The following is a 22,113-nucleotide window of genomic DNA, read 5'->3' on the forward strand; positions in this document are numbered from 1 at the left end:
ATGACCATCAAAGTTCTTATAGTATATGAGAGAAAAAATAGAGAGCTTGAAACTGCAATTTTACTAAAGTATAAGCTTGAAAAATTAGGGTTAGACTGTGATATTGCACATTTTTACCAAATGTCTAAATTCTATATTTTTTCTTTTAAAAAGTATGATGTTGTTATTGTTCCTCATTTATATAATACAGAGGAAGTATATAGAACTATTGCTAGGTATGGGAATTGTGACAACATTATAAATTTACAGTATGAGCAAGTTCTATCTGAAAAATGGGAAAAGTTGGGACATCACACTCCGAGTGGGCTGGCAATAAAATATAAACATATTTGTTGGGGGGTTAAAACACAACAGAGGTTAATCTCTGCTGGTGTTCCTGAAGATAATGTAATAGTAACAGGTGCAATTCATTGCGATTTATTAGGTTATCTTAAGTCATCATCAAGTGATCTAAAAAAGTGGTTAGGGAATAAATTTAGTTTGTCGGATAGCTGTAATTGGAAAATATTTCTATCCAGCTTTACATATGCGGATATTTCTGATGAAAAATTAAGACAAAATGAAAATATAGCTAATACTAATCTAGAGTATTTCAAGTATATCCATACTCAAAGTAGAAAAGAGTTAATAGAGTGGTTTGATAAGGTGCTTTGTGATGATGAGGATAGCATATTTGTATATCGCCCTCATCCAGATGAGGGTGACCTTTCACCATTGAAATATTTAGAGAATAAATACAAAAATTTTAATGTCATTGGTTCTTTATCGGCAAAGAATTGGATCCAAGCTAGTGATTTGATTATGTCATGGTATTCAACAACTGTTGTTGAAAGTCATTTTTTAGATAAATCATATGCTATTTTAAGGCCAGTTGAATTATCTGATGATTTTGACAGTGTGCTTTTGAAAAAGGGTGTCTTTATAAAGACATTTGAGCAGTTTAAGAATGAAGTATATTTTAATACAAAATTTAAACAACAGGCGTTAAAGGATGATGACGTCGGCGAATATTATGGATCGAAAAATTCTCATGCAAGCGATGAACTATGTGCTTTGATTAATAGTGTTGGTTCTAATAAAAACCTTGAAAAGGTAAAGGTGCCATTGATTGCGTATATTAAAATAGGTGCATTGATTGTGCTGAAATCGATATACCATTTATCAGAGAAGATTAATTTAGACTTATCGTTTAATAAATTCTCTGAATCTTTATTTTTTGATTTTAAAAATCAAATAGCGACGCCAAAAGAAATCGCTGATGTAATGTTTCAAATAAAAAATGTTATAGAGAATGATGAATATGTTTAAGTCTAAAAAGCTACTTATTACTGGTGGCACAGGTTCTTTTGGTAATGCTGTGCTGAAACGTTTCCTAGATACGGATATATCCGAAATCCGGGTTTTTAGTCGTGATGAGAAGAAACAGGATGATATGCGGAAAAAGTATAATCATCCAAAGCTAAAGTTTTATATTGGCGATGTTCGTGATTATAACTCTGTGCTCAATGCAACCCGAGGTGTTGATTTTATCTATCATGCGGCAGCATTGAAGCAAGTTCCTTCATGTGAGTTTTACCCGATGGAAGCGGTAAAAACAAATGTGCAGGGAACAGAGAATGTGCTGGAAGCCGCGATCGTAAATGGTGTCTCTCGTGTAGTATGCTTGAGTACTGATAAGGCGGTTTATCCAATCAATGCCATGGGTATTTCCAAGGCGATGATGGAAAAAGTGATGGTTGCAAAAGCTCGTAACCTAGATCCTAACAAGACTGTTATCTGTGGTACTCGTTATGGTAATGTGATGGCATCTCGTGGTTCTGTCATTCCTCTCTTTGTTGACTTAGTTAACGAACAAAAACCGATAACCATTACCGATCCCAATATGACCAGATTTATGATGACGCTGGAGGATGCTGTTGATCTGGTTCTCTATGCTTTCGAGCATGGTGATAATGGCGATATTTTTGTACAGAAGGCACCAGCAGCAACGATTGACGTATTGACTAAAGCATTACTGGAGTTGCTTGGAAAACCGGGATATGACGTGAATGTGATTGGTACCCGGCATGGTGAAAAATTATATGAGGCCCTGCTGAGCCGTGAAGAGATGGCATGTGCTGTCGACATGGGTGACTACTATCGGGTGCCGCCAGACAATCGGGATCTGAACTATGGTAAATTCTTTGAGGAAGGTAACAAAAAAATTACTGAGTTGGATGATTATAACTCCCATAATACCGTTCGTCTCAATGTTGAAGGAATGAAAAAACTGCTGCTCAAGCTGGATTTTATCCAGACCATTGTTGCCGGTAAAACCCACGAGCTGGATGCTTAATATGAATATATTAATAACTGGTGCTAATGGTTTTATTGGAAAAAATCTACGTGTTTTTCTAACTGAGCGTGGTTACACCGATGTTGTCTGTTTTGAGCGAAACCAGAACCATGCTGACCTTGCCAGGATGGTGCAGCATACAGATTTTGTATTCCATCTTGCCGGAGTTAATCGTCCCTTACACGAAGATGAGTTCCAACAAGGTAATACCCATCTGACGGAAGTGTTGGTTAAGCTGCTTGTTTCCACTGGGCGTAAAATTCCTCTGGTGTTGACTTCATCGATTCAGGCTGTACGCGACAATCCGTACGGTAAGAGTAAAGCAGCTGCCGAGAATGTAGCATTTTCCTATATGCAGGATACGGGGAGTCCTGCGTATGTATATCGACTTCCAAATGTTTTTGGAAAATGGTGCAAACCAAACTATAACTCGGCTGTTGCAACATTTTGCTATAACATCATTAATTCGTTGCCGATAACGATAAATGATGCTGGTGCAGCTTTATCGCTTGTTTATATTGATGATGTTTGTAATGACTTTATTTCCTTACTGGGGATGGAGCCCACTGGGGGTTACCGAGATATTTCCCCAGTCTATCAAACTACTGTCGGTGATGTGGCCAATACTCTGAGAAAATTCAAGCAGAGCCGCAGTACTCTAGTGACTGAAGAGGTTGGGGTGGGATTTCTCAGAGCGTTGTATTCTACCTATCTCAGTTATTTTTCTCCAGCAGACTTCTCTTATACCGTTCCTGGGTATACAGATCCTCGAGGTACTTTCGTAGAGATGTTAAAAACACCGTCTTCAGGCCAGTTTTCATTCTTCACTGCACATCCTGGGGTCACGCGGGGAGGGCATTATCATCATACTAAAAATGAAAAGTTTCTGGTGATAAAAGGTACGGCTAAATATCGCTTCAAACATATCTTGACAGAAGAGAGTTATGACATCACGGTATCTTCGGATGAATATCGAATTATTGAGACAGTGCCGGGGTGGACGCATGATGTGACCAATATCGGTAGCGATGAATTGATTGTGATGCTGTGGGCAAATGAAATATTTGACCGAAATCAACCTGATACTGTAGCGAGTTCTTTAGTATGAACGATTTAAATATGAATGAAAAAATAAAAGTGATGTCTGTAGTTGGGACTCGTCCGGAGATTATTCGTTTGTCTCGGGTCATGGCTGCGTTGGATAAATACTGTCATCACATAATTGTTCATACTGGTCAGAACTATGATTTTGAATTAAATCAAGTTTTCTTTGATGATCTTGGCGTACGCAAGCCAGACTTTTTTTTAAATGCGGCAGGTGTGACTGGTGCCGAGACCATCGGTAATGTCATTATTGCTGTTGATAAGATACTTGCTGAAGTCGAACCTGATGCGATGCTGGTTCTGGGGGATACCAATAGTTGTATTTCAGTTCTGCCGGCTAAGCGACGTAAAATTCCGACCTTCCATATGGAGGCGGGGAATCGTTGTTTTGATATGCGGGTGCCTGAGGAGATCAACCGACGCATTGTAGATCATACTGCCGATATTAATTTAACCTATAGCAGCATCGCCCGCGATTATTTACTGGCTGAGGGGATTCCTGCGGATCGCGTAATTAAAACCGGTAGCCCAATGTTTGAAGTTCTCAATCACTATATGCCGCAGATCGATGGTTCAGATGTGCTAAGTCGACTGCAACTTGACTCTGGGAAATTCTTTATAATAAGCGCCCATCGTGAGGAAAATGTCGACACTCCCAAGAATTTGGCTAAATTAGCTAATATATTGAATGGGCTAGCTGAGAAATTTGGTTATCCGATTATTGTTTCCACTCATCCTCGAACGCGCAAGCGTATTGAAATGCAGGGGCTGGCGTTTCACCCATTAGTTCAGTTGTTGAAGCCGCTCGGTTTTCATGATTATAACAAGCTGCAGAAATCAGCAAAGGCTGTGCTTTCTGATAGTGGTACGATCAGTGAAGAGTCATCAATAATGAACTTTCCGGCGCTCAATATTCGCGAGGCGCATGAGCGTCCTGAAGCATTTGAGGAGGCTTCGGTCATGATGGTTGGTCTGGAAATCGAACGTGTTTTTCAGGCCCTACATGTTCTTGAGTCACAGCCAGCTGGTGGTGAGCGTTTGTTGAGACCTGTCTCAGATTATAGTATGCCCAATGTATCTGATAAGATTGTTCGTATTATTCATTCCTATACAGATTATGTGAAGCGGGTAGTGTGGAAGGAATATTGATTGAAAGATAAAATAATCATTCTCTCCGAATATATTGGAGAGAATCATAACTCGACGGCATATTATTGGGCTCAAATTGTTAAGTCTTTGCAGGCCAGATATGAGGTGCTATTGATAGCACCTCATACACCTCATGTAATAGAATTTTCTGCTCAATATAATGTGACCATCGCGACAATCGAGTCGGTCAGTTATGATAAAAATCACCTTGTCCCTAGGTTGTGGGGACAAATAAAACAAACGCTGGCTTTTATATCTACTCTTCGTAAAGAACTCAACTCTTGCCAAGTGCTTTTTAGTGGTACCAATCCTATTGTTACCATGCTAGCTATCAGCTTATTACGTAAGTTAAAACTATTCCGATGGGTACTATTGGTTCACGATGTCTTTCCAAATAATTTAGTTCCGGCAAAAATTATAAGAAAAGAAAGTATATTATTTAAGTTTCTATTGGTACTATCAAAATTTATGTATTCTGCTCCGGACCGATTGATATGTATCGGTCGGGATATGAAATGTCTACTTGATGATAAAATTGATGAAAAAACCTCAACGAGGTTCATTCCTAATTGGGCCTCGACTGATAAAATATTTTCATCGCCTAAGTCGGATAATAAAATTATCCGTGAGCTAGGCTGGGAACAAAATATAGTATTCCAGTTCTTCGGCAATATGGGGCGATTGCAAGGGGTCTATAATTTACTTAATGCTATAGAATTAACTAGTGATGTAAACGCAAGGTTTATTTTTATCGGTGATGGTTCTGAGCTGATGGAGGTAGAAAAATATATTTCACTGATTAATAATAAGGCAGGGTATAAAAAAATACACTATTATGGTCGTTTGGCAATTAATGATAATTTAATTGGACTCAATGCCTGTGATATTGCATTTGTTTCTCTGGCTAATGACATGTATGGCCTTGGTGTTCCCAGTAAAGCTTATTTTTCCATGGCAGCAGATAAACCGATCCTTTACGTTGGTGAAAGAAAAAGTGAACTGGAGATACTTCTATCCGAGTATGATCTTGGTTGGTTTTGTGAGCCTGATAACCCGGTTAAACTGGCTGGATTGATGGATAAAATTTCTTTGGAATGTACCATCAATGGTGCACCTAAAGTTAGTCCAAGAGATATAATGATACGTCATTTCTCTGAGGATATGTCACTAGACGAAATTGGAAACGTCATTGACGAGGCCATACAAGTATGAATATATTATTGACTGGTGCAACAGGATTTATCGGTCGTTCAGTATTGCAACGATTAGTGTTACAAACTGATATTGATGTTCATACTTATGGTCGTAGAGCCCCTATGGGCTGTGTCCTTAATCATATCAATGGTGAACTTGGCGAAAGCGATAAGCTGCATACTGCATTAATTGGTATAGATGTTGTCATTCACTGTGCTGCATTAGCTCATATGGTGGGTAGCTACGATGATATAAACAAAATCAATGTTGTTGCGACTTTAGATTTAGCTAGGCAGGCCGTAGCTGCTGGAACTAAACGTTTTATTTTTATAAGCTCAATCGGTGTAAACGGTAGCTGCAGCCATGATCGGGCTTTTAGATATGATGATGTCGCTGCACCTTGGGGCGAATATTCAAAATCAAAATATCTTGCTGAAAAAGCATTGTTGCATCTATCTGCTGAAACTGGATTAGAAGTAGTTATTATTCGGCCTCCTCTTGTTTATGGGCACAATGCACCAGGAAATTTTGGTAAACTGCTTATGGCGATTGATAAAGGAGCTATTTTACCCTTGGGACGGGTTAACAATAAGCGAAGCTTTGTTGCCATTGACAATTTGGTTGATTTGATTTTTACATGTATTAGTCATCCTACCGCAGCTAATAAAGTATTTCTGGTAAGCGATGATCATGATATATCAACTACTGAATTACTAATATTGATGGCACAAGCGGCAGGTAGACCATCTCGATTATTGCCAGTACCTCTGAGTGTACTTAGATTTGTAGGTAGAGTGACGGGGAAACGAGCGGTTATTGACCGGATATGTAATAATTTACAACTGGATATCTCCTATACTAAAAAAATGTTGAATTGGCGACCTCCTATTTCTTTAAAGGAAGGGATTAAGCGCTGTTTTCATGAGGGAAAATAATGGTAATTCGCTTATTTGATTTTCTTTTTTCTGCACTAGGTTTATTGGTTTTTTGTCCTGTCTTGCTCATCGTGAGTATCATTGGTTTTTTTGATACTGGGTCGCCAGTCTTTATCCAAAAGCGAGTCGGCCGCCATAAAAAACCCTTTAAATTGATAAAATTTAGAACAATGCAGGTGGATACGAAATCTGTCGCTAGTCATCTGGCCAGTGCTAGATCTATAACCAAGTTTGGGCATGTGTTACGTAAGACTAAGATTGACGAATTACCACAGCTTATTAATGTATTAAAGGGTGAAATGAGCTTAGTTGGTCCTAGGCCAAATTTGTTCAATCAGTCCGAACTTATCACTGAACGTGATACTCTTGGAATATATGATGTTTTGCCTGGTATTACAGGATTGGCTCAGATAAAAAACATCGACATGTCTACACCAAAATTATTGGCGGAAACGGATCGATATATGATTGATACATTGAATGTGACCAATTACTTTCGTTATATTATCATGACTGCTACGGGTAAGGGGCGTGGTGATGCAGTGAAATAATAATAAGAATCCGTGTTTCTATTAAACAGTCCGGTGAATTTATGTTGACGTCATTTTTAGGTATTTCTAGAATATATAAGCGGATTATTAGCGTGTTCGCAGACTCTATATTGCTGTCACTTGCATTTTGGGGGGGGTATTGGGTCAGACTGGATACTAAAATTCCTTTTTATAGTTTGTCTCATTGGCAAATGTTGGGATTACTTCTTCCTGTTAGTATTTTTATATTTATGCGGTTGGGGCTTTACCGTGCAGTATTAAGGTATGTGGGGTTTAAAGTACTTTGGACGGTTTCCCTTGGGGTACTTGTTTCTACCATGATATTGGTGATGCTTGCATTCTTCATGAATGTATCGTTACCTCGAACGGTATCCATTATCTATTTTTCTTTTGCCGTCTTGCTAATTGGTGGGGTTAGGCTGTTTTTTCGCACTGTGGTCAATCATGGTAAGCATCAGCGTGTTGCAGTCTTGATTTATGGGGCTGGAGCTTCTGGACGACAGTTACAATTGGCGTTGAATCAGGGGCAGGAATACTTGCCAGTAGCATTTGTCGATGATGATCCTGCACTGGTAAAAGCTGTAATTCAAGGTGTGAATGTTTATAGCCCTGAACTCATCGGCGAATTGATTGATAGATATGATATTAAGAAAATTTTGCTTGCCATACCGAGTAGCTCACGTAGTGTCAGGCAGGATGTTATTCATCGTCTAGAGCATTTTCCATGTGAGGTTCTCTCTATCCCTGGCATGGCGGATATGGTGGCCGGACATGCACATATTGATGAATTAAAAGAGGTTTCAATTGAGGATTTGCTTGGTCGAGATCCGGTTGAGCCAATTCCGGAACTGATGAATGCCAATATCAGCGGTAAACGCGTTATGGTAACAGGGGCCGGTGGTTCTATAGGATCTGAGCTGTGCCGGCAAATTGTTCGATATAAGCCCGCTATGCTTGTTCTTTTTGAAATTTCTGAGTATGGCCTTTATGCCATTGATAAGGAGTTGAATGAGCTGTGTAGAATTGAAAAAATTGATCTTGAAATCGTGCCGTTGTTGGGCTCTGTGCAGCGTCAAAATCGTTTGTTCACAATTATGAGTAACTTCCAGATCGAGACTGTGTATCATGCCGCTGCGTATAAACATGTGCCATTAGTAGAATATAATGTCGTAGAAGGAGTTCGAAATAATATCTTTGGAACCCTTTATACCGCCCAGGCGGCGATCGAGGCTGGTGTCGATACCTTTGTATTGATATCTACAGATAAAGCTGTACGTCCAACTAATACCATGGGGGCCACTAAGCGCCTAGCTGAATTGGTATTACAGGCGTTAGCGTCAGCACAGAATGGTACTCGTTTCTGCATGGTTCGATTTGGCAATGTATTGGGTTCATCTGGTTCAGTGGTTCCGCTCTTCCGTACACAGATTCACAAAGGGGGGCCTCTTACTGTTACTCATCCAGATATCATCCGCTATTTTATGACCATTCCTGAAGCCTCTCAGTTAGTGATACAGGCCGGAGCCATGGGATGTGGTGGTGATGTTTTTGTGTTGGATATGGGACAGCCAGTAAGAATCATGGAGTTGGCACACCGTATGATCCGATTGAGTGGATTAACACTGAAAAATGATAAAAACCAGAACGGTGATATAGAGATCAAAATTACAGGTTTGCGCCCCGGCGAAAAACTGTTTGAAGAGTTACTGATTGGTGACAATGTGGAAGGGACATCCCATCCACGAATCATGAAGGCAAATGAAAATATGCTGGCGTGGGTAGATCTGCGTTGTTTACTTGTTGAGATTGATACCGCCTGTCATCGATTCGATCATGAGCGACTTCGCCATTTGTTATTGGAAGCACCGGTTGCATTTACTCCAACTGATGGTATCTGTGATTTAGCTTGGAAAGCTAAAACTATGAGAAAAGAATACTTTGCCACTTCAAAAAATAATGATATTGATTTCCTAAATACTGAAACTAACTTATATACTCACTAAGGCTAAAATATTAAGTTATATGCATGCAAGTACCTTGTTGATAAAAAATGCACATGTCACATTTGAGTTTAATCTTGTTGTTCGGGGGTAATGGTCAACTTGGTTTAGCATTACGCCAGTTGTTTGGGGAGCATCTCTTTTTCTTTCCTGATAGGGGGGATGTGGATTTCCTGCTTCCTGAGCAACTTTCCAACGTTATTGACAGTCTGCAGCCTGAGGTCATTATTAATGCTGCAGCTTATACCTCGGTTGAAAAAGCGGAAGCTGAAGCTGGGCTTGCATTTTGTGTCAATGCCCAGACAGTGGCTAGCTTGGCTGAAGCTGCAAAGCGAGTTGATGCGCTGCTTGTCCATATTTCTACTGACTATGTGTTTGATGGCAAAGGTGACTGCGCTTGGTGTGAGGAGGATCAGCCCAATCCACTTAATATATATGGTCTAAGTAAATGGTATGGTGAGCAGGCAATTATAGCTAGTGGATGTCGCCATTTAATATTTAGAACTAGTTGGTTACACAGTCCATGGCGTAGTAATTTCATAAAATCCATGCTCACCTTGGGTATGACAAAGGAGCACCTTTCTGTCGTCTCTGATCAGATTGGGGCCCCCACATCAGCCAGTATGCTTGCCGAAGCCATGATGCATGCGATATTAGTTACAACTCGTAAGCCTGAGTTAAGTGGGTTGTATCATGTTGCTGCTCAAGGAGAGACCTCTTGGTATGATTTAGCAAAATACTGTTTCTCTGTCGCAGGAAGTATGGGGATGGCATTTAAGGTTAAATCAATTGAGCCCATATCATCAGATGACTATCCTTCGGTGGTACTGCGTCCACTCAATTCCAGGCTTAACACTGACAAATTTTCACGCTGTTTTGGGATGAAACTTCCTGCATGGCAGGATGATGTATCAACGACATTGAGCTCGCTCCTCCGTCAGCCTGAGCATGAATGAGTGTTGTAATGAGTGATAATAATAAAATCCAAGATGTTATTTTAATATCCAGATCTCGCTACCGCGATAGTCGCGGCTATTTTAATGAGTTATCAAAACAGGACTGCACGTTTGCCGAGCACTCATTTGTACAGACCAATCACAGCAGATCGCTACAAGGAACGTTGCGTGGTTTGCATTATCAGATAGGGAAACCACAAGGGAAACTGGTGCACGTTATTACCGGTCGTATCTTTGATGTGGCGGTGGATCTTCGCCATGATTCTCCAACCTTTGGCCAATGGGTGGGGGAGTACCTCTGTGAAGAGCGTGCGGATTCACTATGGATCCCCCCCGGTTTTGCCCACGGTTTTTATGTCTTGAGCCAGCAGGCAGACATCATTTATGAATGTACAGCGCATTACAGCCAGCCAGATGAACGAGCGATTCGCTGGGACGACCCAACGCTAGCAATTGACTGGCCCTTGTTAGAGAATGTGCCGCTGCGTCTCTCAGACAAGGATGAGCATGCCCCTTTGTGGGATGAGAGCGCTTTTGATACTAACGACGATGTTAAATGAGAAGTCTATGAATAAAAATGAGATCAACTCCATGGGCGGCCAACTACCGAGTGGGTGGACGGTGAGTGATGACGATACGCTTGATCTGCGTGAGCTTGGTATGGCTTTGTGGCAGCGCAAAGGGCTGATTGCTGCAACCACGTTGCTGTTTGCGGTTGTCGGTATCGTCTATGCCCTGTTGGCGCCGCAGGTTTGGTCAACCAAAGTCGTTATCGATTTGCCACAGGCAAAAGAGCTGGCATCGCTCAATCGTCTCAAGCTCCAGGCTGACTTGGTTGGTTTATCTGGCATTCCCTCTGAGCAAGAGGTGTTTAACGATTTCGTGCAACGTTTCAATGCCTATGACCGTCGTCGTGATTTCTTACAGGCCAGCGACCTCTTCGCTCAGGAAGTCAAAGAGCAGGCTCTGGATATCAAGGGGCAACGTCGTTGGGTCAGAAAATGGGCCGAGTTGATCAAAGCTGAGCCGGTTGACAAGAAAAAAGAGTTGCCTGGTGTGGCTCTGTCGCTCTCTGCTGATACGGCGGAAACCTCGTTGCAGATGACGCAAGGCTATATTAGCTATGTCGTTGAGCAACAAAGAGAAAGTTTAATTGAAGAACTAAAAACGTCGCAGGAGCATAGGCTCGACTCCTTGGAAACCCAGCTCAAGATGGTGAAAGAAGACGCCGTTTTAGCACTGAAGCGCGATGTTGCCAATACCGAGTTGAGTGCTGAAGTGGCGCGTGCGGCAGGGGTCTCGACCCCCTTAGAGAATTATGCCGACAACGATCGGTTTGCCATCATGTTGGGAACCAAAGGTTTGGAGGCGCGCCTGAAGGTGCTCAAATCAATCGATCTCACCGTTTACCAGCCCAAGCTGGCCGAACTGCAGAGCAAAATTGATCGCCTCAAGGCCCTCAAGTTGGATGATCTGCATTTTCAACCCTTTATCTATCTGGATGCCCCGGAAGAGCCGCTGACTCGCGACAAGCCCAAACGCCCCCTTGTGGTGGTGCTTGCCACCTTGCTCGGTGGCATGTTAGGAATTGGTATCGCGTTGATCCAGCACGCCTTTCGCAGACCAAAGATGGCGTAAAATGCGGTAATGTATATGAGGAGGCTTTAGCCTCCTTTTTCATATCTGCTCAAGGGGTAAACATGAAAGCCAGCGTGGCGTTTTGGGGGGGGTGGGGGCTCTGGTGTCTCGGGCTGATGCATTTTTTTATGCACAATCCGGGGGGCTCTGCACTCTATCTGCCTTTTAATGCATGGGCATGGGTCTTTTTAAGTCTCATGTTGGGGATGGGGCTGTGGCATGCAACGCAAAATAGCGCATTACGCTACTCTCGCCTGAATGCTTACTGGGCGCTGTGCGCCATGCTGTTGTTGCTCCCTTTTTTCTGGTCCGATAGCCCTATCCGCGATTATGCCGTGCCGAGAATGTTGGGGGTTATTGGGGGAGGGGGGCTGCTCTTTTCTCTGTATCAATGGGGTTGGTCTTGCCAGGATCGGCGCCGCTTGCTCTTCGTGCTGCTTGGCGCGGTGACGGTCGAGATGCTCCTGGGATTGGTGCAGTTTTACCTGTTATCTCCTGGCAATTGGCTTGGTTATGACACCCGGGCTAATCGCCCTTATGGCATTTTCCAGCAGCCCAATGTGATGGCCAGTTTCATGGCCACCGGTCTTGCGCTGGCGCTGTGGCTGGACTCTCCGAGCGCATCGCGTTTAACCCGGCTCTGGCTGGGGGGCGTGATGGTGGGAACCTCTTTGCTGCTGATCGTGCTGCAATCGAGGGTGGGCCAGTTAGGCGGGGCGTTGCTCCTGCTCCTGTTGCTCCCTTACTTGCGCCATGAGCGAAGAGTCTGTCGCTCGTTGTTGCTCGTCATCCTGGGGGGCGTATTGGGCGGTATTTCCCTTTACTGGGGGGAGGGGATGCACCGCGGACTGGAGGCCTACCAATCGGGGGGAATGCGTTCGATTTACTGGCCCTATGCGTGGCACCTCATTTTGGAAAAGCCGCTCTCTGGCTGGGGATTTGGCTCATTTGAGGTGACGTTCCTTCAGCAATATATGGCCGACAAGGCGCTCAATCCTGCAATGCCTCAGATTGAGTACAACCTCGATCACCCCCATAACGAGCTGCTTTATTGGGGCGTCGAGGGGGGATTGCTGCCCATGCTGGGGATCATTGGCATGGGATTGCTACTGCTGTGGCGCCTGCGCAGTCAACGGTGGTCGAAACGGCTGGCGCTGTTGGCGCTGGTGACACCGATAGCACTGCATACCCAGACCGAGTATCCCTTCTATCACTCGATTGCCCACTGGGTCCTCTTCCTGACCCTCATCTGGTACATCGATGAAGAGTGTGAAATGGCCGACAAACCGCAGATCCGCGTGATTGCCTACCCCCATACCCTGCTGCTGCGATTTCTTGCTCTTGGCATTCCCCTCGTCGTGGTGCCTTTCATGCTGACTGCGTTGCACACGGCCTGGGTGGTGACTAAGTACGAGCGCGGTGGTTATAAACAGCCTGAGCTATTGCTCCAGATCATCAATCCGGTGGCCTGGCTGAATCGGGTGGAGTTTGATGTCAATACGGTGCGTTTTGGCGCAGCCATGCAACGTCAAGATCTGGCCGAGCTGCGGGCCTATGTCCAATGGGGCAGTGAGTTTGTCCGGCACACGCCGCGCTCAGCCATCTATGGCAACATGGTGACGGCACTGCGGATGCTGGGGGAACAGACCCAGGCCGAGCAACTTAGGCGCGATGCGTTGCTGCTCTATCCGCAAGATGCATCGCTGCTGGGGGCGGCGAGTGCGGCACCTAGCGCTGTCATGCAAGAGAAGAGATGATCTCCAGCCCCTTCGGATTTTGCTATCATGCGCTCCTTCTCCAGCGCTATCGCCGCGCTGCCGGTGGGTTAACACCGGCCGGGGGCGCGCTCTTCGCTCAGTGAGACGCGATGATGGGCGTGGCCATGGCGGCGCAGGGGCGGGCAATAAATGTCATTAAGGTGTTGAGATGAAAATTGCAGTGGTGGGTACTGGGTATGTTGGGCTGTCAAATGCCATGTTGCTGGCGCAGCACCATGAGGTCGTGGCGCTCGACATCGTCGCCGACAAGATAGAGATGCTCAACCATGGGCAGTCGCCGATCGCGGATAAGGAGATCGAATCCTTTCTGGCCAAGGGGATGGCGAACTTCAGCGCCACCCTCGACAAGGAGCAGGCCTATCGGGGGGCGGAGTTTGTCATCATCGCCACCCCGACCGATTACGATCCCGAGACCAACTACTTCAATACCCGCTCGGTGGAGTCCGTGGTGCGCGACGTGATGGCCATCAATCCTGCTGCCGTCATGGTGATCAAGTCGACCATCCCGGTCGGTTATACCCAGCACCTTAAGGAGGAGACGGGGTGTGACAATCTCATCTTCTCGCCCGAATTCCTGCGCGAGGGGCGTGCCCTCTACGACAACCTGTACCCGTCGCGCATCATAGTCGGGGAACGTTCGGCGCGGGCGCAGCGCTTTGCCAGCCTGCTGGTCGAGGGGGCGCACAAAGCGGATATCCCCGTTCTGTTCACCGACAGCACCGAGGCGGAAGCGATCAAGCTGTTTGCCAATACATATCTGGCGATGCGGGTGGCTTTTTTCAACGAGCTCGATACCTATGCCCAGAGCAATGGGCTGGACAGCCGTCAGATCATCGATGGGGTCGGGCTGGATCCGCGCATTGGCAATCACTACAACAACCCCTCGTTTGGTTATGGGGGCTACTGCCTGCCCAAAGACACCAAGCAGTTGCTGGCCAACTATGCCAGCGTGCCCAATAACCTCATCCGGGCGATTGTCGATGCCAACACCACGCGCAAGGACTTTATCGCCGAGTCGGTCGTGCGGCGCAATCCAAAAACCGTCGGTATCTATCGTCTGGTGATGAAGGCAGGCTCCGATAACTTCCGAGCCTCGGCCATCCAGGGGATCATGAAGCGGATCAAGGCGAAGGGGATTGAGGTGGTGGTCTATGAGCCGGTTCTAAGCGAGCCGCATTTCTTCAATTCGAAAGTGATCGACTCACTTGAGGAGTTCAAGGCCCTTTCGGATGTGATCCTCTCCAACCGGATGAGCGAAGAGCTGAGCGATGTCGCCGACAAGGTCTACACCAGGGATCTTTTTGGCAACGACTGATGTGGTCTGTGGGATGCAAAGGGGCGCTTGGCGCCCCTTTTTGTTGCCCGATTGCGCGAAGAGTGGCCAAGCCGCAGGGCGGGAGGCGATAAATCTCACAGCCTGCCGGATCGGGCGTGGCTCCTGGCGCTGATCCTGTTTAGGATGGGGCCAGGTTCGACTGAGATGGACAAATAACAATGGAACAAAAATTGAGTCTGCTGGAAGCTCGGGTGATCGGTTGCCTGATGGAAAAGGAGGTCTCGACGCCGGATCAATATCCGCTTTCGCTCAATGCGCTGGTCAATGCATGTAACCAGAAGAGCAACCGTGAACCGGTTCTCTCCTTGGTGGAGCGGGAAGTGCAGTCGGTGTTGGATCTGCTCATCGCCCGGCATTTGGTGAGCAACGTGGCGGGGTTTAACGCCCGGGTGGCTCGCTACCAGCATCGTTTCTGTAATACCGAATTTGGCGATCTGCGTTTTTCCTCGGCCGAGTTCGCGGTGATCTGCGAGCTGTTGCTACGCGGCGCCCAGACCCCAGGGGAGCTGCGTGCGCGCTGCGCCCGTCTGCACAATTTCAGCGATGTCACCCAGGTAGAAAACGCACTGCAGGCACTGGTCGAGAAAGGGCCCTACGTAGTCAAACTGCCGCGAGAGCCTGGCAAGCGGGAGTCTCGCTACGCCCAGCTCTTCACCGGGGAACCAGAGATCAGCCCTCATCAGGAGGAGGATCGCCTCGTGCAGTTGGAGGCAGAGAATCAGGCTTTGCGTGAAGAAAATCAGCAGCTTAAGGAACGATTGGCCCACTATGAGTCGATCTAAAAGCGGGGCCAATGGCCCCGTTTTCGTCGGTGTCATTTTTTTGGCGTAAAGCCTTGTCCCTCTTTGTCGCAGCGTTTAGACTTTCCGACAATATCTGTCGTACAGTTGGTGCAGGAAAGGACTGATGCTGGATCTTTCAATTCTGTTGGTGGATGGGTGTGCTGAGCGTCGTGCCCGGCTGGGTGGGCTGCTCTCCTTCATGGGGGTCGCCTGGCAGCAGGTCGATGAGGAGGATCTCGATGTGGCGCTCGAGTCGGCCCCCCTGCAAGGGGTGATCGCCGGCAGTCTGCAACAGGAACTTGGCTCCTTATTGGCGCGTCACCCGCGGCTGCCTTTTCTCTCTTTGTGTGAAGGGGAGTGGCAGAGTAGCAACTTCATCGGCACCGTCGCCGAGCCTTTTGATTACGATAACCTGATGCGCAGCCTGCACTTTGTGCAGGCTTTCTGCTCACTGCACCCGCGGGAAAAGCAACACGACAAGGGGCAGACCCTGCTCAAACTGCTGGTGGGCAAGGGGCGCGGCATTCAGGAGGTGCGTCGCCTCATCAGTCAGGTGGCTGACACCGATGCCAATGTGCTGATCCTCGGTGAGTCGGGAACCGGCAAGGAGGTGGTGGCGCGCGCCATCCATGAACTCTCTTCGCGCTGCAAGGGGCCGTTTGTGCCGATCAACTGTGGCGCCATACCGGCCGAGTTGCTCGAAAGCGAGCTGTTTGGCCATGAGAAGGGGGCCTTCACCGGCGCCATTGCCGCCCGTCGCGGTCGCTTTGAGCTGGCCCAGGGGGGCACCCTGTTTCTCGATGAGATTGGCGACATGCCGCTGCCGATGCAGGTCAAGTTGCTGCGGGTGTTGCAGGAGCGCCTATTCGAGCGGGTTGGCGGGGGCAAGCCCATTGAGGCCGATGTGCGCATCATCGCCGCGACCCACCGGGATCTCGAGACGATGATCCGCCAGCAGACCTTCCGCGAGGATCTCTACTATCGCCTCAACGTCTTTCCCATCGAGACGCCTCCACTGCGTGAGCGGGCCGACGACATTCCGCTGCTGCTGCAGGAGCTGCTGGCCCGCCACAGCGAGCAGCACAAGGCGTGGATCCGGCTGACCCAGCGCGCTACCGAATCCCTGATGCAGTACCAGTGGGGGGGCAATGTACGTGAACTTGCCAACTTGCTGGAGCGACTGCTTATCCTCTACCCCAATCGCATCGTCGATGTGGCCGATCTGCCGGTTCGCTACCGCATGCTGCCCGCTGAAGGGTGGAGCGATGAGCAGGCCGAGTGGGCCGAACGTGAAGCGCTCTCAGCCATCTTCCAGGAGCCGCCTCAGCTTGAAATATCAGCGCCAACCGGGATGGGGATGCAGCTGCCGCAGGAGGGGCTCAACCTTAAGGACATGCTGGCCGAGCTGGAGGTTGAGCTGATCCGTCAGGCGTTGGAGGTACAAGAAGGGGTGGTCGCCCGCGCCGCCGATATGCTGGGCATGCGTCGTACCACCCTGGTCGAGAAGATGAAGAAATATGGCATGAGCAAGGAGTGCTAGGGTCAAATAATTGACCTGTCATGGCATAACATTTTGTTTTATATATAAATTATTTATGGCACGTTAATTGAATAACCTGACTCATTCCATGCTAGTGAGTCAGGTTATTGTCTATGTGCCACCAGCCTTCCCATGAAACCTCCCTGGCCTATCGCCAACTGGATGCCATCTTTGCCGCCCTGCCAACCGGGGTGCTGGTGCTCGATGAGAGTGGTGTGATCCGGCGTGCCAATCCGGCGGCGGTCAGCCTGCTCGGTGAGCCGCTGCAAGGGGAGCGGTGGCGCCAGGTGATCGTGCGCTGTTTCAGCCCGCGCGCCGACGATGGTCACGAGATCTCGTTGCACGATGGCCGCCGGGTGCAGCTCTCGACCCAGCCGCTCGAGGATCAGCCGGGGCAACTGGTGTTCATCAACGATCTGACCGAGACCCGTCGCCTGCAAGATCGCCTCAACCACATGAAACGGCTGTCGGCACTCGGCAACATGGCCGCCTCGCTGGCCCATCAGATCCGCACCCCGCTCTCAGCCGCCATGCTCTATGCCGCCAACCTCGGCAACCGCACCTTAAAGCCCGAATCGCGCAGCCAGTTCCAGCAAAAGCTGATGCAGCGGTTGCAAGATCTCGAGCAGCAGGTCAGCGATGTGCTGCTGTTTGCCCGTAGCGGTGAGGCTCAGGTGGTCAGCGCCGTGTCACTCGATACCCTATTGACCCAGGCGCAATCTGCGGCAGAGGTGTTCTGTGAGCAGCATGCTTGTCGGCTCACCATCGAGATACCGCCAGAGCCGCTGTGGCTGATGGCCAATGCCAACGCCCTGGTGGGCGCCGTGAGCAACCTTATCGCCAACGGTCAGCAGGCCGGCGCTACCGAGATCTGCGTCAGTGCCCACCGTCAGGGTGAGCGGGTGATGCTGCGCATCATCGACAACGGCCGTGGCATGACGGCCACCCAGCAGGCCCGGATTTTTGAACCCTTTTTCACCACGCGCAGTCAGGGCACGGGACTCGGTCTGGCGGTGGTGCACTCGGTGGTGCACTCCCATCAGGGCGAGGTCAGCGTTGCCTCTGCGCCGGGTGAGGGGAGCTGTTTTACCCTTTCTCTGCCGCTGCACATGCCGGCGGCTGAACGTGTTGGAGGTGTGGCATGAGTCAGGCAAGGATCTTGGTGGTGGAAGATGACGACGGGCTGCGTGAGGCCTTGCTCGATACCCTGCTGCTCGGCGGCTACGAGTGCCGTGAGGCCGACAGCGGTGAGCGGGCGCTGGTGCAGCTCTCGCGCCAACCCTTTGACATGGTGATCTCCGACATTCAGATGGGGGGAATGGATGGCCTGACCCTGTTACAGACCATTCGTCAGCAGTTTCCCCAAACTCCGGTACTGCTGATGACCGCCTACGCCAACATCGACGGGGCGGTGCGTGCGATGCGAGAAGGCGCCATCGACTACCTCTCCAAGCCCTTCTCGCCCGAGGTGCTGCTCAACCAGGTGAGCCGCTATGTGCCGGCGCAGCGGGTGGAGAAGCGCGCTGTGGTGTATGGCGATGCGCGTAGCGCCGAGCTGTTCCAGCTGGCCGCCAGGGTGGCGCGCAGCGATGCCACCGTGATGATCAGCGGGCCGAGCGGCAGCGGCAAGGAGGTGCTGGCTCGCTACATCCATGATCAGTCGAGCCGTGCCGAGCAGCCCTTCGTGGCCATCAACTGCGCCGCCATTCCCGAGAACATGCTGGAGGCCACCCTTTTTGGCTATGAGAAGGGGGCCTACACGGGGGCCGTGCAGGGGTGCCCCGGCAAGTTCGAGCAGGCCCAGGGGGGGACCCTGCTGCTCGATGAGATCACCGAGATGGATCTCGCCTTGCAGGCCAAGTTGCTGCGGGTGCTGCAGGAGCGTGAGGTGGAGCGGCTGGGGAGTCGCAAGACCATCGCGCTCGATGTGCGGGTCATCGCGACCAGCAACCGGGATCTCAAGCGGGCAGTGCAAGATGGGCTGTTTCGCGAGGATCTCTACTACCGGCTTAATGTCTTTCCATTGCGCTGGGGGGCCCTGTGCGAGCGGCCCGGCGATATCCTGCCGCTGGCGCGCCATCTGCTGGCCCTGCATGCGGCGCAGGCGGCCCTGCCGCTGCCCCGCTTCACGGCACACGCGGAGGAGCGGCTGCTTGACTACGGCTGGCCCGGCAACGTGCGCGAACTGGCGAACGTGGTGCAGCGCGCCCTGATCCTCTGCGATGGAGAGTGCATTGCCGAGGCGGATCTCATCTTGGAGGACGAGGAGCCTGGCGGCGAGGAGGATGACGAGGGGCGCACTCCGGGGCTGGAGCGGCTTGGCAACGAGCTCAAGCAGCAGGAGCACCAGATCATCCTCGATACCCTGCAACTGTGTCAGGGCAGTCGCAAGGCGGTGGCGGAGAGGCTCGGGATCAGCCCGCGTACCTTGCGCTACAAGCTGGCCAAGATGCGCGAAGCGGGGATCGATATGCCCGCCTGAGGTGGCTCTTGGGCCTCGGCCTGCCTTATCATGTCCTCCTTGATGTCGGCCCGCGCGGGTGGGCCATAGGAGCGACCATGATCACCAACAGCAAACTCGAAGGGCTGCTCAACCAGCTGCTCGAATCCCACGCCATCAAGGACTACTGCCCTAATGGCCTGCAGGTGGAAGGACGCCACCGTATTCGTCATGTGGTCACCGGGGTGACCGCCTGCCAGGCACTGCTCGACCGGGCGGTCGAGCTGGAGGCCGACGCCATCTTGGTGCACCACGGCTACTTCTGGAACGGGGAAAATGCGGTGCTCAAGGGCATGAAGCAGCGCCGCCTCAAGACCCTGCTGACCCACGATATCAATCTGTTCGCCTATCACTTGCCGCTGGATATTCACCCCGAGCTTGGCAATAACGCTCAGCTGGCGCAGCGGCTTGGCGTGCGCCTGACCCGTGGCCTGGAGCCGTGGAATAGCCGCAGCGTGGCCATGGTGGGCAAGCTGGATACGCCGCTCAGCGGCGCCGAGCTGGCCGCTCGCATCGAGGCAAGCCTGGGACGACCCCCTCTGCATTGTGGGGAGAGCGGGCCGGCTGAGATCCGCTCGGTGGCGCTGTGTACCGGGGGCGGCCAAAGCTACATCAACCTAGCGGCAGAGCAGGGGATCGATGCCTTCATCACCGGTGAGGCCTCCGAGCAGACCATTCACACGGCGCGAGAGATGGGGCTGCATTTTTATGCAGCCGGTCATCATGCGACCGAACGCTATGGGGTCAAGGCATTAGGAGAGTGGTTGCAGCAGGCCCATGGCCTGACGGTGACCTTTGTCGATATCGACAATCCGGTATAAAAAAATACCAGGGTAGACACACTACCCTGGTTCTTCGCAGCAGCCATACCGGCAGGAAAGGGATTGCAACTATCAACCATTGAATGTTAATCAATGGTTTCCTGTTTGTGTTTGATTGGTCTTGGTAAAATGGCAGGAATGGTCAATAAGTCGATGCCTGTCACGTTTTCCCTTCACCTTACGAGAGGAGCAAGATGGAACTGCTCAATCGGAATACCTTGCGCCAACTGGAGGCCGATATCGGCAGCGACATGCTGCCCATGGTCATCGGTGTGTTTCTTGACGAAGTAGGGCAACAAAGGGCGCAATTAGTGCCTTTGCTGCAACAGCAGTCATGGGAGGCGCTGGGGCGGCTTGCCCATAGCCTGAAATCATCGTGCGGCAGCTATGGCGCCGAAGTGAGCCAACAGCAGGCGGCCCGCCTGGAGCAGGCGTGCCGCGAGGGTGATACACCGGCCGTGATGGAGGCGTTGGTGGCGCAGCTTGAAGCGTCGCTTGGCGACGTGCTTGGCGAGTTAGCCAACTTGCGGCAGTGAGCCTTGCAGTTCGAGCAGCAGCTGCTCCAGGACCAGGCAGAGACGTTCCCTGTCGTGGCGATGGGGCAGGGCGGGCTCACCCAATTCGCAATTGATAAGGCGGCATGGCACCTTGGCATCGGATGCTGCGGAAGGGGCCAGTACGGCGTCCACTCTTCCTTTGCCCAACTGGGCTTCTAACCAGCGACACTGCTCGGCGAGATCAAGTTGCCCGGCAGGCCCCGGCTCGGGAACCAGATTAGCGATGAAGACCAGCGGAGCGTGGCTGCGGCCGATGGCGTCGCACAGCTCGGGCAGCAGCAACGGGGGCAGCACCGACGTGAAGAAACTGCCGGGGCCGAGCAGGATCAGATCGGCCTGCTGCAAGGCGTCGATCGCCTCGGCGATGGCCGGTACCGGGGGGTGCAAAAACAGGTTTGTTGGTGGGGTATCCAGTTGATCTACCGATAGTTCGCCTATGATATGGTTGCCGCATGGGGTGCGAGCGCACAGATCGGTGGGGTACTCCGACATCGGCAGCAGTTGTGGCTCAATGTGCAGCATATCCCGGATAAGGCCGATGGCATCGAGTGGACGCACGCTGAGCTGATCGAGTGCCAGCAGCATCAGATTGCCGAGATTGTGGCCGGTCAGTTCACCGGGCCCACTGAAGCGGTACTCAAACAGGCGGCTGCCGGTGCTGGGCTCGGTAACCAGTTGATTGAGACAGTTGCGCAGATCTCCCCAAGCGATGCAGGATTGACTCTGACGCAGCCGACCGGTGGAGCCCCCATTGTCGGTTGTGGTGACGATCCCGCTTAAGCGAGAGCCGAGAAACGAGAGGGCCGACAAAACCCGGCCCATGCCGTGGCCACCCCCCAGTGTCACCACCCGGTTCAGCTGAGAGAGGGCGGCGGGGCGCCGTGGCTGCCCGCGGGCAAGAAGATGAAGATGATGGTCAGGTGCAGTCTGCATGAGT

20 protein-coding genes are annotated in these 22,113 nt (G+C 50.1%); 19 read left to right on the forward strand and 1 reads right to left on the reverse strand.

Annotation, left to right across the window (positions count from 1 at the left end; all coding sequences use genetic code 11):
- The 19 genes from BN1134_RS19030 (at position 1) to BN1134_RS01380 (ending at position 21,155) form a co-directional block, all read left to right on the forward strand.
- A complete protein-coding gene (locus tag BN1134_RS19030; protein ID WP_084214661.1) occupies positions 1–1,308 on the forward strand; it encodes a surface carbohydrate biosynthesis protein in 1,308 nt (435 codons plus the stop codon).
- Positions 1,295–2,335, forward strand: a complete 1,041-nt coding sequence (locus BN1134_RS01305) for a polysaccharide biosynthesis protein (RefSeq protein WP_269746944.1) — start codon at positions 1,295–1,297, stop codon at positions 2,333–2,335. The genes BN1134_RS19030 and BN1134_RS01305 overlap by 14 nt, the downstream gene beginning before the upstream one ends.
- A 1-nt stretch (position 2,336) precedes the next feature.
- Positions 2,337–3,443 carry a UDP-2-acetamido-2,6-beta-L-arabino-hexul-4-ose reductase gene (wbjC, locus tag BN1134_RS19035; RefSeq protein WP_084214662.1) on the forward strand — a complete coding sequence of 369 codons (1,107 nt, stop codon included), beginning with the start codon at positions 2,337–2,339 and terminating at the stop codon, positions 3,441–3,443.
- Positions 3,440–4,588 (forward strand): non-hydrolyzing UDP-N-acetylglucosamine 2-epimerase, encoded by a 1,149-nt coding sequence (gene wecB / locus BN1134_RS01310; protein ID WP_232300576.1) that lies wholly within the window; start codon positions 3,440–3,442, stop codon positions 4,586–4,588. Before wbjC ends, wecB begins: the two co-directional genes overlap by 4 nt.
- Positions 4,589–5,800 carry a glycosyltransferase family 4 protein gene (locus BN1134_RS19040; RefSeq protein WP_084214663.1) on the forward strand — a complete coding sequence of 404 codons (1,212 nt, stop codon included), beginning with the start codon at positions 4,589–4,591 and terminating at the stop codon, positions 5,798–5,800.
- Positions 5,797–6,717: an NAD-dependent epimerase/dehydratase family protein gene (locus BN1134_RS19045; RefSeq protein ID WP_084214664.1), complete on the forward strand. Its 921-nt coding sequence runs from the start codon at positions 5,797–5,799 to the stop codon at positions 6,715–6,717. Before BN1134_RS19040 ends, BN1134_RS19045 begins: the two co-directional genes overlap by 4 nt.
- Positions 6,717–7,268 (forward strand): sugar transferase, encoded by a 552-nt coding sequence (locus tag BN1134_RS01320; protein ID WP_042044782.1) that lies wholly within the window; start codon positions 6,717–6,719, stop codon positions 7,266–7,268. The genes BN1134_RS19045 and BN1134_RS01320 overlap by 1 nt, the downstream gene beginning before the upstream one ends.
- A gap of 41 nt (positions 7,269–7,309) precedes the next feature.
- Positions 7,310–9,271: a polysaccharide biosynthesis protein gene (locus BN1134_RS19050; protein WP_084214665.1), complete on the forward strand. Its 1,962-nt coding sequence runs from the start codon at positions 7,310–7,312 to the stop codon at positions 9,269–9,271.
- A 53-nt stretch (positions 9,272–9,324) separates the two neighbouring features.
- Positions 9,325–10,224, forward strand: coding sequence for a dTDP-4-dehydrorhamnose reductase (gene rfbD, locus BN1134_RS19055; protein ID WP_084214675.1), 900 nt, complete (start codon positions 9,325–9,327; stop codon positions 10,222–10,224).
- Between the two features lie 8 nt (positions 10,225–10,232).
- Positions 10,233–10,784 (forward strand): dTDP-4-dehydrorhamnose 3,5-epimerase, encoded by a 552-nt coding sequence (rfbC, locus tag BN1134_RS01335; protein ID WP_042044786.1) that lies wholly within the window; start codon positions 10,233–10,235, stop codon positions 10,782–10,784.
- A gap of 7 nt (positions 10,785–10,791) precedes the next feature.
- The gene (locus tag BN1134_RS01340) at positions 10,792–11,862 is read left to right on the forward strand and encodes an LPS O-antigen chain length determinant protein WzzB (RefSeq protein ID WP_052449394.1); all 1,071 of its coding nucleotides are present in this window, start codon (positions 10,792–10,794) and stop codon (positions 11,860–11,862) included.
- A gap of 62 nt (positions 11,863–11,924) precedes the next feature.
- On the forward strand, positions 11,925–13,619 hold the full coding sequence (locus BN1134_RS01345) for a PglL family O-oligosaccharyltransferase (protein ID WP_042044787.1): 1,695 nt from the start codon (positions 11,925–11,927) through the stop codon (positions 13,617–13,619).
- 169 nt (positions 13,620–13,788) lie between these two features.
- Positions 13,789–14,955: a nucleotide sugar dehydrogenase gene (locus tag BN1134_RS01350; RefSeq protein ID WP_042044788.1), complete on the forward strand. Its 1,167-nt coding sequence runs from the start codon at positions 13,789–13,791 to the stop codon at positions 14,953–14,955.
- A 179-nt stretch (positions 14,956–15,134) separates the two neighbouring features.
- Positions 15,135–15,758 (forward strand): YceH family protein, encoded by a 624-nt coding sequence (locus BN1134_RS01355; protein ID WP_042044790.1) that lies wholly within the window; start codon positions 15,135–15,137, stop codon positions 15,756–15,758.
- 124 nt (positions 15,759–15,882) lie between these two features.
- Complete coding sequence (locus BN1134_RS01360) at positions 15,883–17,298, forward strand: sigma-54 dependent transcriptional regulator (RefSeq protein ID WP_042044791.1); 1,416 nt, start codon at positions 15,883–15,885, stop codon at positions 17,296–17,298.
- Between the two features lie 113 nt (positions 17,299–17,411).
- On the forward strand, positions 17,412–18,443 hold the full coding sequence (locus tag BN1134_RS01365) for a sensor histidine kinase (RefSeq protein ID WP_042044792.1): 1,032 nt from the start codon (positions 17,412–17,414) through the stop codon (positions 18,441–18,443).
- Positions 18,440–19,780: a sigma-54-dependent transcriptional regulator gene (locus tag BN1134_RS01370; RefSeq protein WP_042044793.1), complete on the forward strand. Its 1,341-nt coding sequence runs from the start codon at positions 18,440–18,442 to the stop codon at positions 19,778–19,780. Before BN1134_RS01365 ends, BN1134_RS01370 begins: the two co-directional genes overlap by 4 nt.
- Before the next feature lie 77 nt (positions 19,781–19,857).
- Positions 19,858–20,619, forward strand: coding sequence for a Nif3-like dinuclear metal center hexameric protein (locus tag BN1134_RS01375; protein WP_084214666.1), 762 nt, complete (start codon positions 19,858–19,860; stop codon positions 20,617–20,619).
- Between the two features lie 194 nt (positions 20,620–20,813).
- Positions 20,814–21,155 carry an Hpt domain-containing protein gene (locus BN1134_RS01380; RefSeq protein WP_042044794.1) on the forward strand — a complete coding sequence of 114 codons (342 nt, stop codon included), beginning with the start codon at positions 20,814–20,816 and terminating at the stop codon, positions 21,153–21,155.
- On the opposite strand, the gene BN1134_RS01385 is transcribed toward BN1134_RS01380, so the two are convergent.
- On the reverse strand, positions 21,135–22,109 hold the full coding sequence (locus BN1134_RS01385) for a gluconeogenesis factor YvcK family protein (RefSeq protein ID WP_084214667.1): 975 nt from the start codon (positions 22,107–22,109) through the stop codon (positions 21,135–21,137). The two genes, BN1134_RS01380 and BN1134_RS01385, sit on opposite strands and share 21 nt — an antisense overlap.
- Positions 22,110–22,113 lie beyond the last annotated feature (4 nt).

Source organism: Aeromonas simiae (assembly GCF_000820125.1).
Taxonomy (GTDB): Bacteria; Pseudomonadota; Gammaproteobacteria; order Enterobacterales; family Aeromonadaceae; genus Aeromonas; species Aeromonas simiae.

What these genes read in the sequence shown, in the direction of transcription:
- BN1134_RS19050 (WP_084214665.1), top strand. Translation starts at nt 7,310, where the DNA reads ATGTTGACGTCATTTTTAGGTATTTCTAGAATATATAAGCGGATTATT.
- BN1134_RS01375 (WP_084214666.1), top strand. Translation starts at nt 19,858, where the DNA reads ATGATCACCAACAGCAAACTCGAAGGGCTGCTCAACCAGCTGCTCGAA.
- BN1134_RS19045 (WP_084214664.1), top strand. Translation starts at nt 5,797, where the DNA reads ATGAATATATTATTGACTGGTGCAACAGGATTTATCGGTCGTTCAGTA.
- BN1134_RS01385 (WP_084214667.1), bottom strand. Translation starts at nt 22,109, where the DNA reads ATGCAGACTGCACCTGACCATCATCTTCATCTTCTTGCCCGCGGGCAG.
- BN1134_RS01345 (WP_042044787.1), top strand. Translation starts at nt 11,925, where the DNA reads ATGAAAGCCAGCGTGGCGTTTTGGGGGGGGTGGGGGCTCTGGTGTCTC.
- BN1134_RS01305 (WP_269746944.1), top strand. Translation starts at nt 1,295, where the DNA reads ATGAATATGTTTAAGTCTAAAAAGCTACTTATTACTGGTGGCACAGGT.
- rfbD (WP_084214675.1), top strand. Translation starts at nt 9,325, where the DNA reads ATGTCACATTTGAGTTTAATCTTGTTGTTCGGGGGTAATGGTCAACTT.
- BN1134_RS01365 (WP_042044792.1), top strand. Translation starts at nt 17,412, where the DNA reads ATGTGCCACCAGCCTTCCCATGAAACCTCCCTGGCCTATCGCCAACTG.
- wecB (WP_232300576.1), top strand. Translation starts at nt 3,440, where the DNA reads ATGAACGATTTAAATATGAATGAAAAAATAAAAGTGATGTCTGTAGTT.
- BN1134_RS19030 (WP_084214661.1), top strand. Translation starts at nt 1, where the DNA reads ATGACCATCAAAGTTCTTATAGTATATGAGAGAAAAAATAGAGAGCTT.
- BN1134_RS01370 (WP_042044793.1), top strand. Translation starts at nt 18,440, where the DNA reads ATGAGTCAGGCAAGGATCTTGGTGGTGGAAGATGACGACGGGCTGCGT.
- BN1134_RS01350 (WP_042044788.1), top strand. Translation starts at nt 13,789, where the DNA reads ATGAAAATTGCAGTGGTGGGTACTGGGTATGTTGGGCTGTCAAATGCC.
- wbjC (WP_084214662.1), top strand. Translation starts at nt 2,337, where the DNA reads ATGAATATATTAATAACTGGTGCTAATGGTTTTATTGGAAAAAATCTA.
- BN1134_RS01320 (WP_042044782.1), top strand. Translation starts at nt 6,717, where the DNA reads ATGGTAATTCGCTTATTTGATTTTCTTTTTTCTGCACTAGGTTTATTG.
- rfbC (WP_042044786.1), top strand. Translation starts at nt 10,233, where the DNA reads ATGAGTGATAATAATAAAATCCAAGATGTTATTTTAATATCCAGATCT.
- BN1134_RS01355 (WP_042044790.1), top strand. Translation starts at nt 15,135, where the DNA reads ATGGAACAAAAATTGAGTCTGCTGGAAGCTCGGGTGATCGGTTGCCTG.
- BN1134_RS01360 (WP_042044791.1), top strand. Translation starts at nt 15,883, where the DNA reads ATGCTGGATCTTTCAATTCTGTTGGTGGATGGGTGTGCTGAGCGTCGT.
- BN1134_RS01380 (WP_042044794.1), top strand. Translation starts at nt 20,814, where the DNA reads ATGGAACTGCTCAATCGGAATACCTTGCGCCAACTGGAGGCCGATATC.
- BN1134_RS01340 (WP_052449394.1), top strand. Translation starts at nt 10,792, where the DNA reads ATGAATAAAAATGAGATCAACTCCATGGGCGGCCAACTACCGAGTGGG.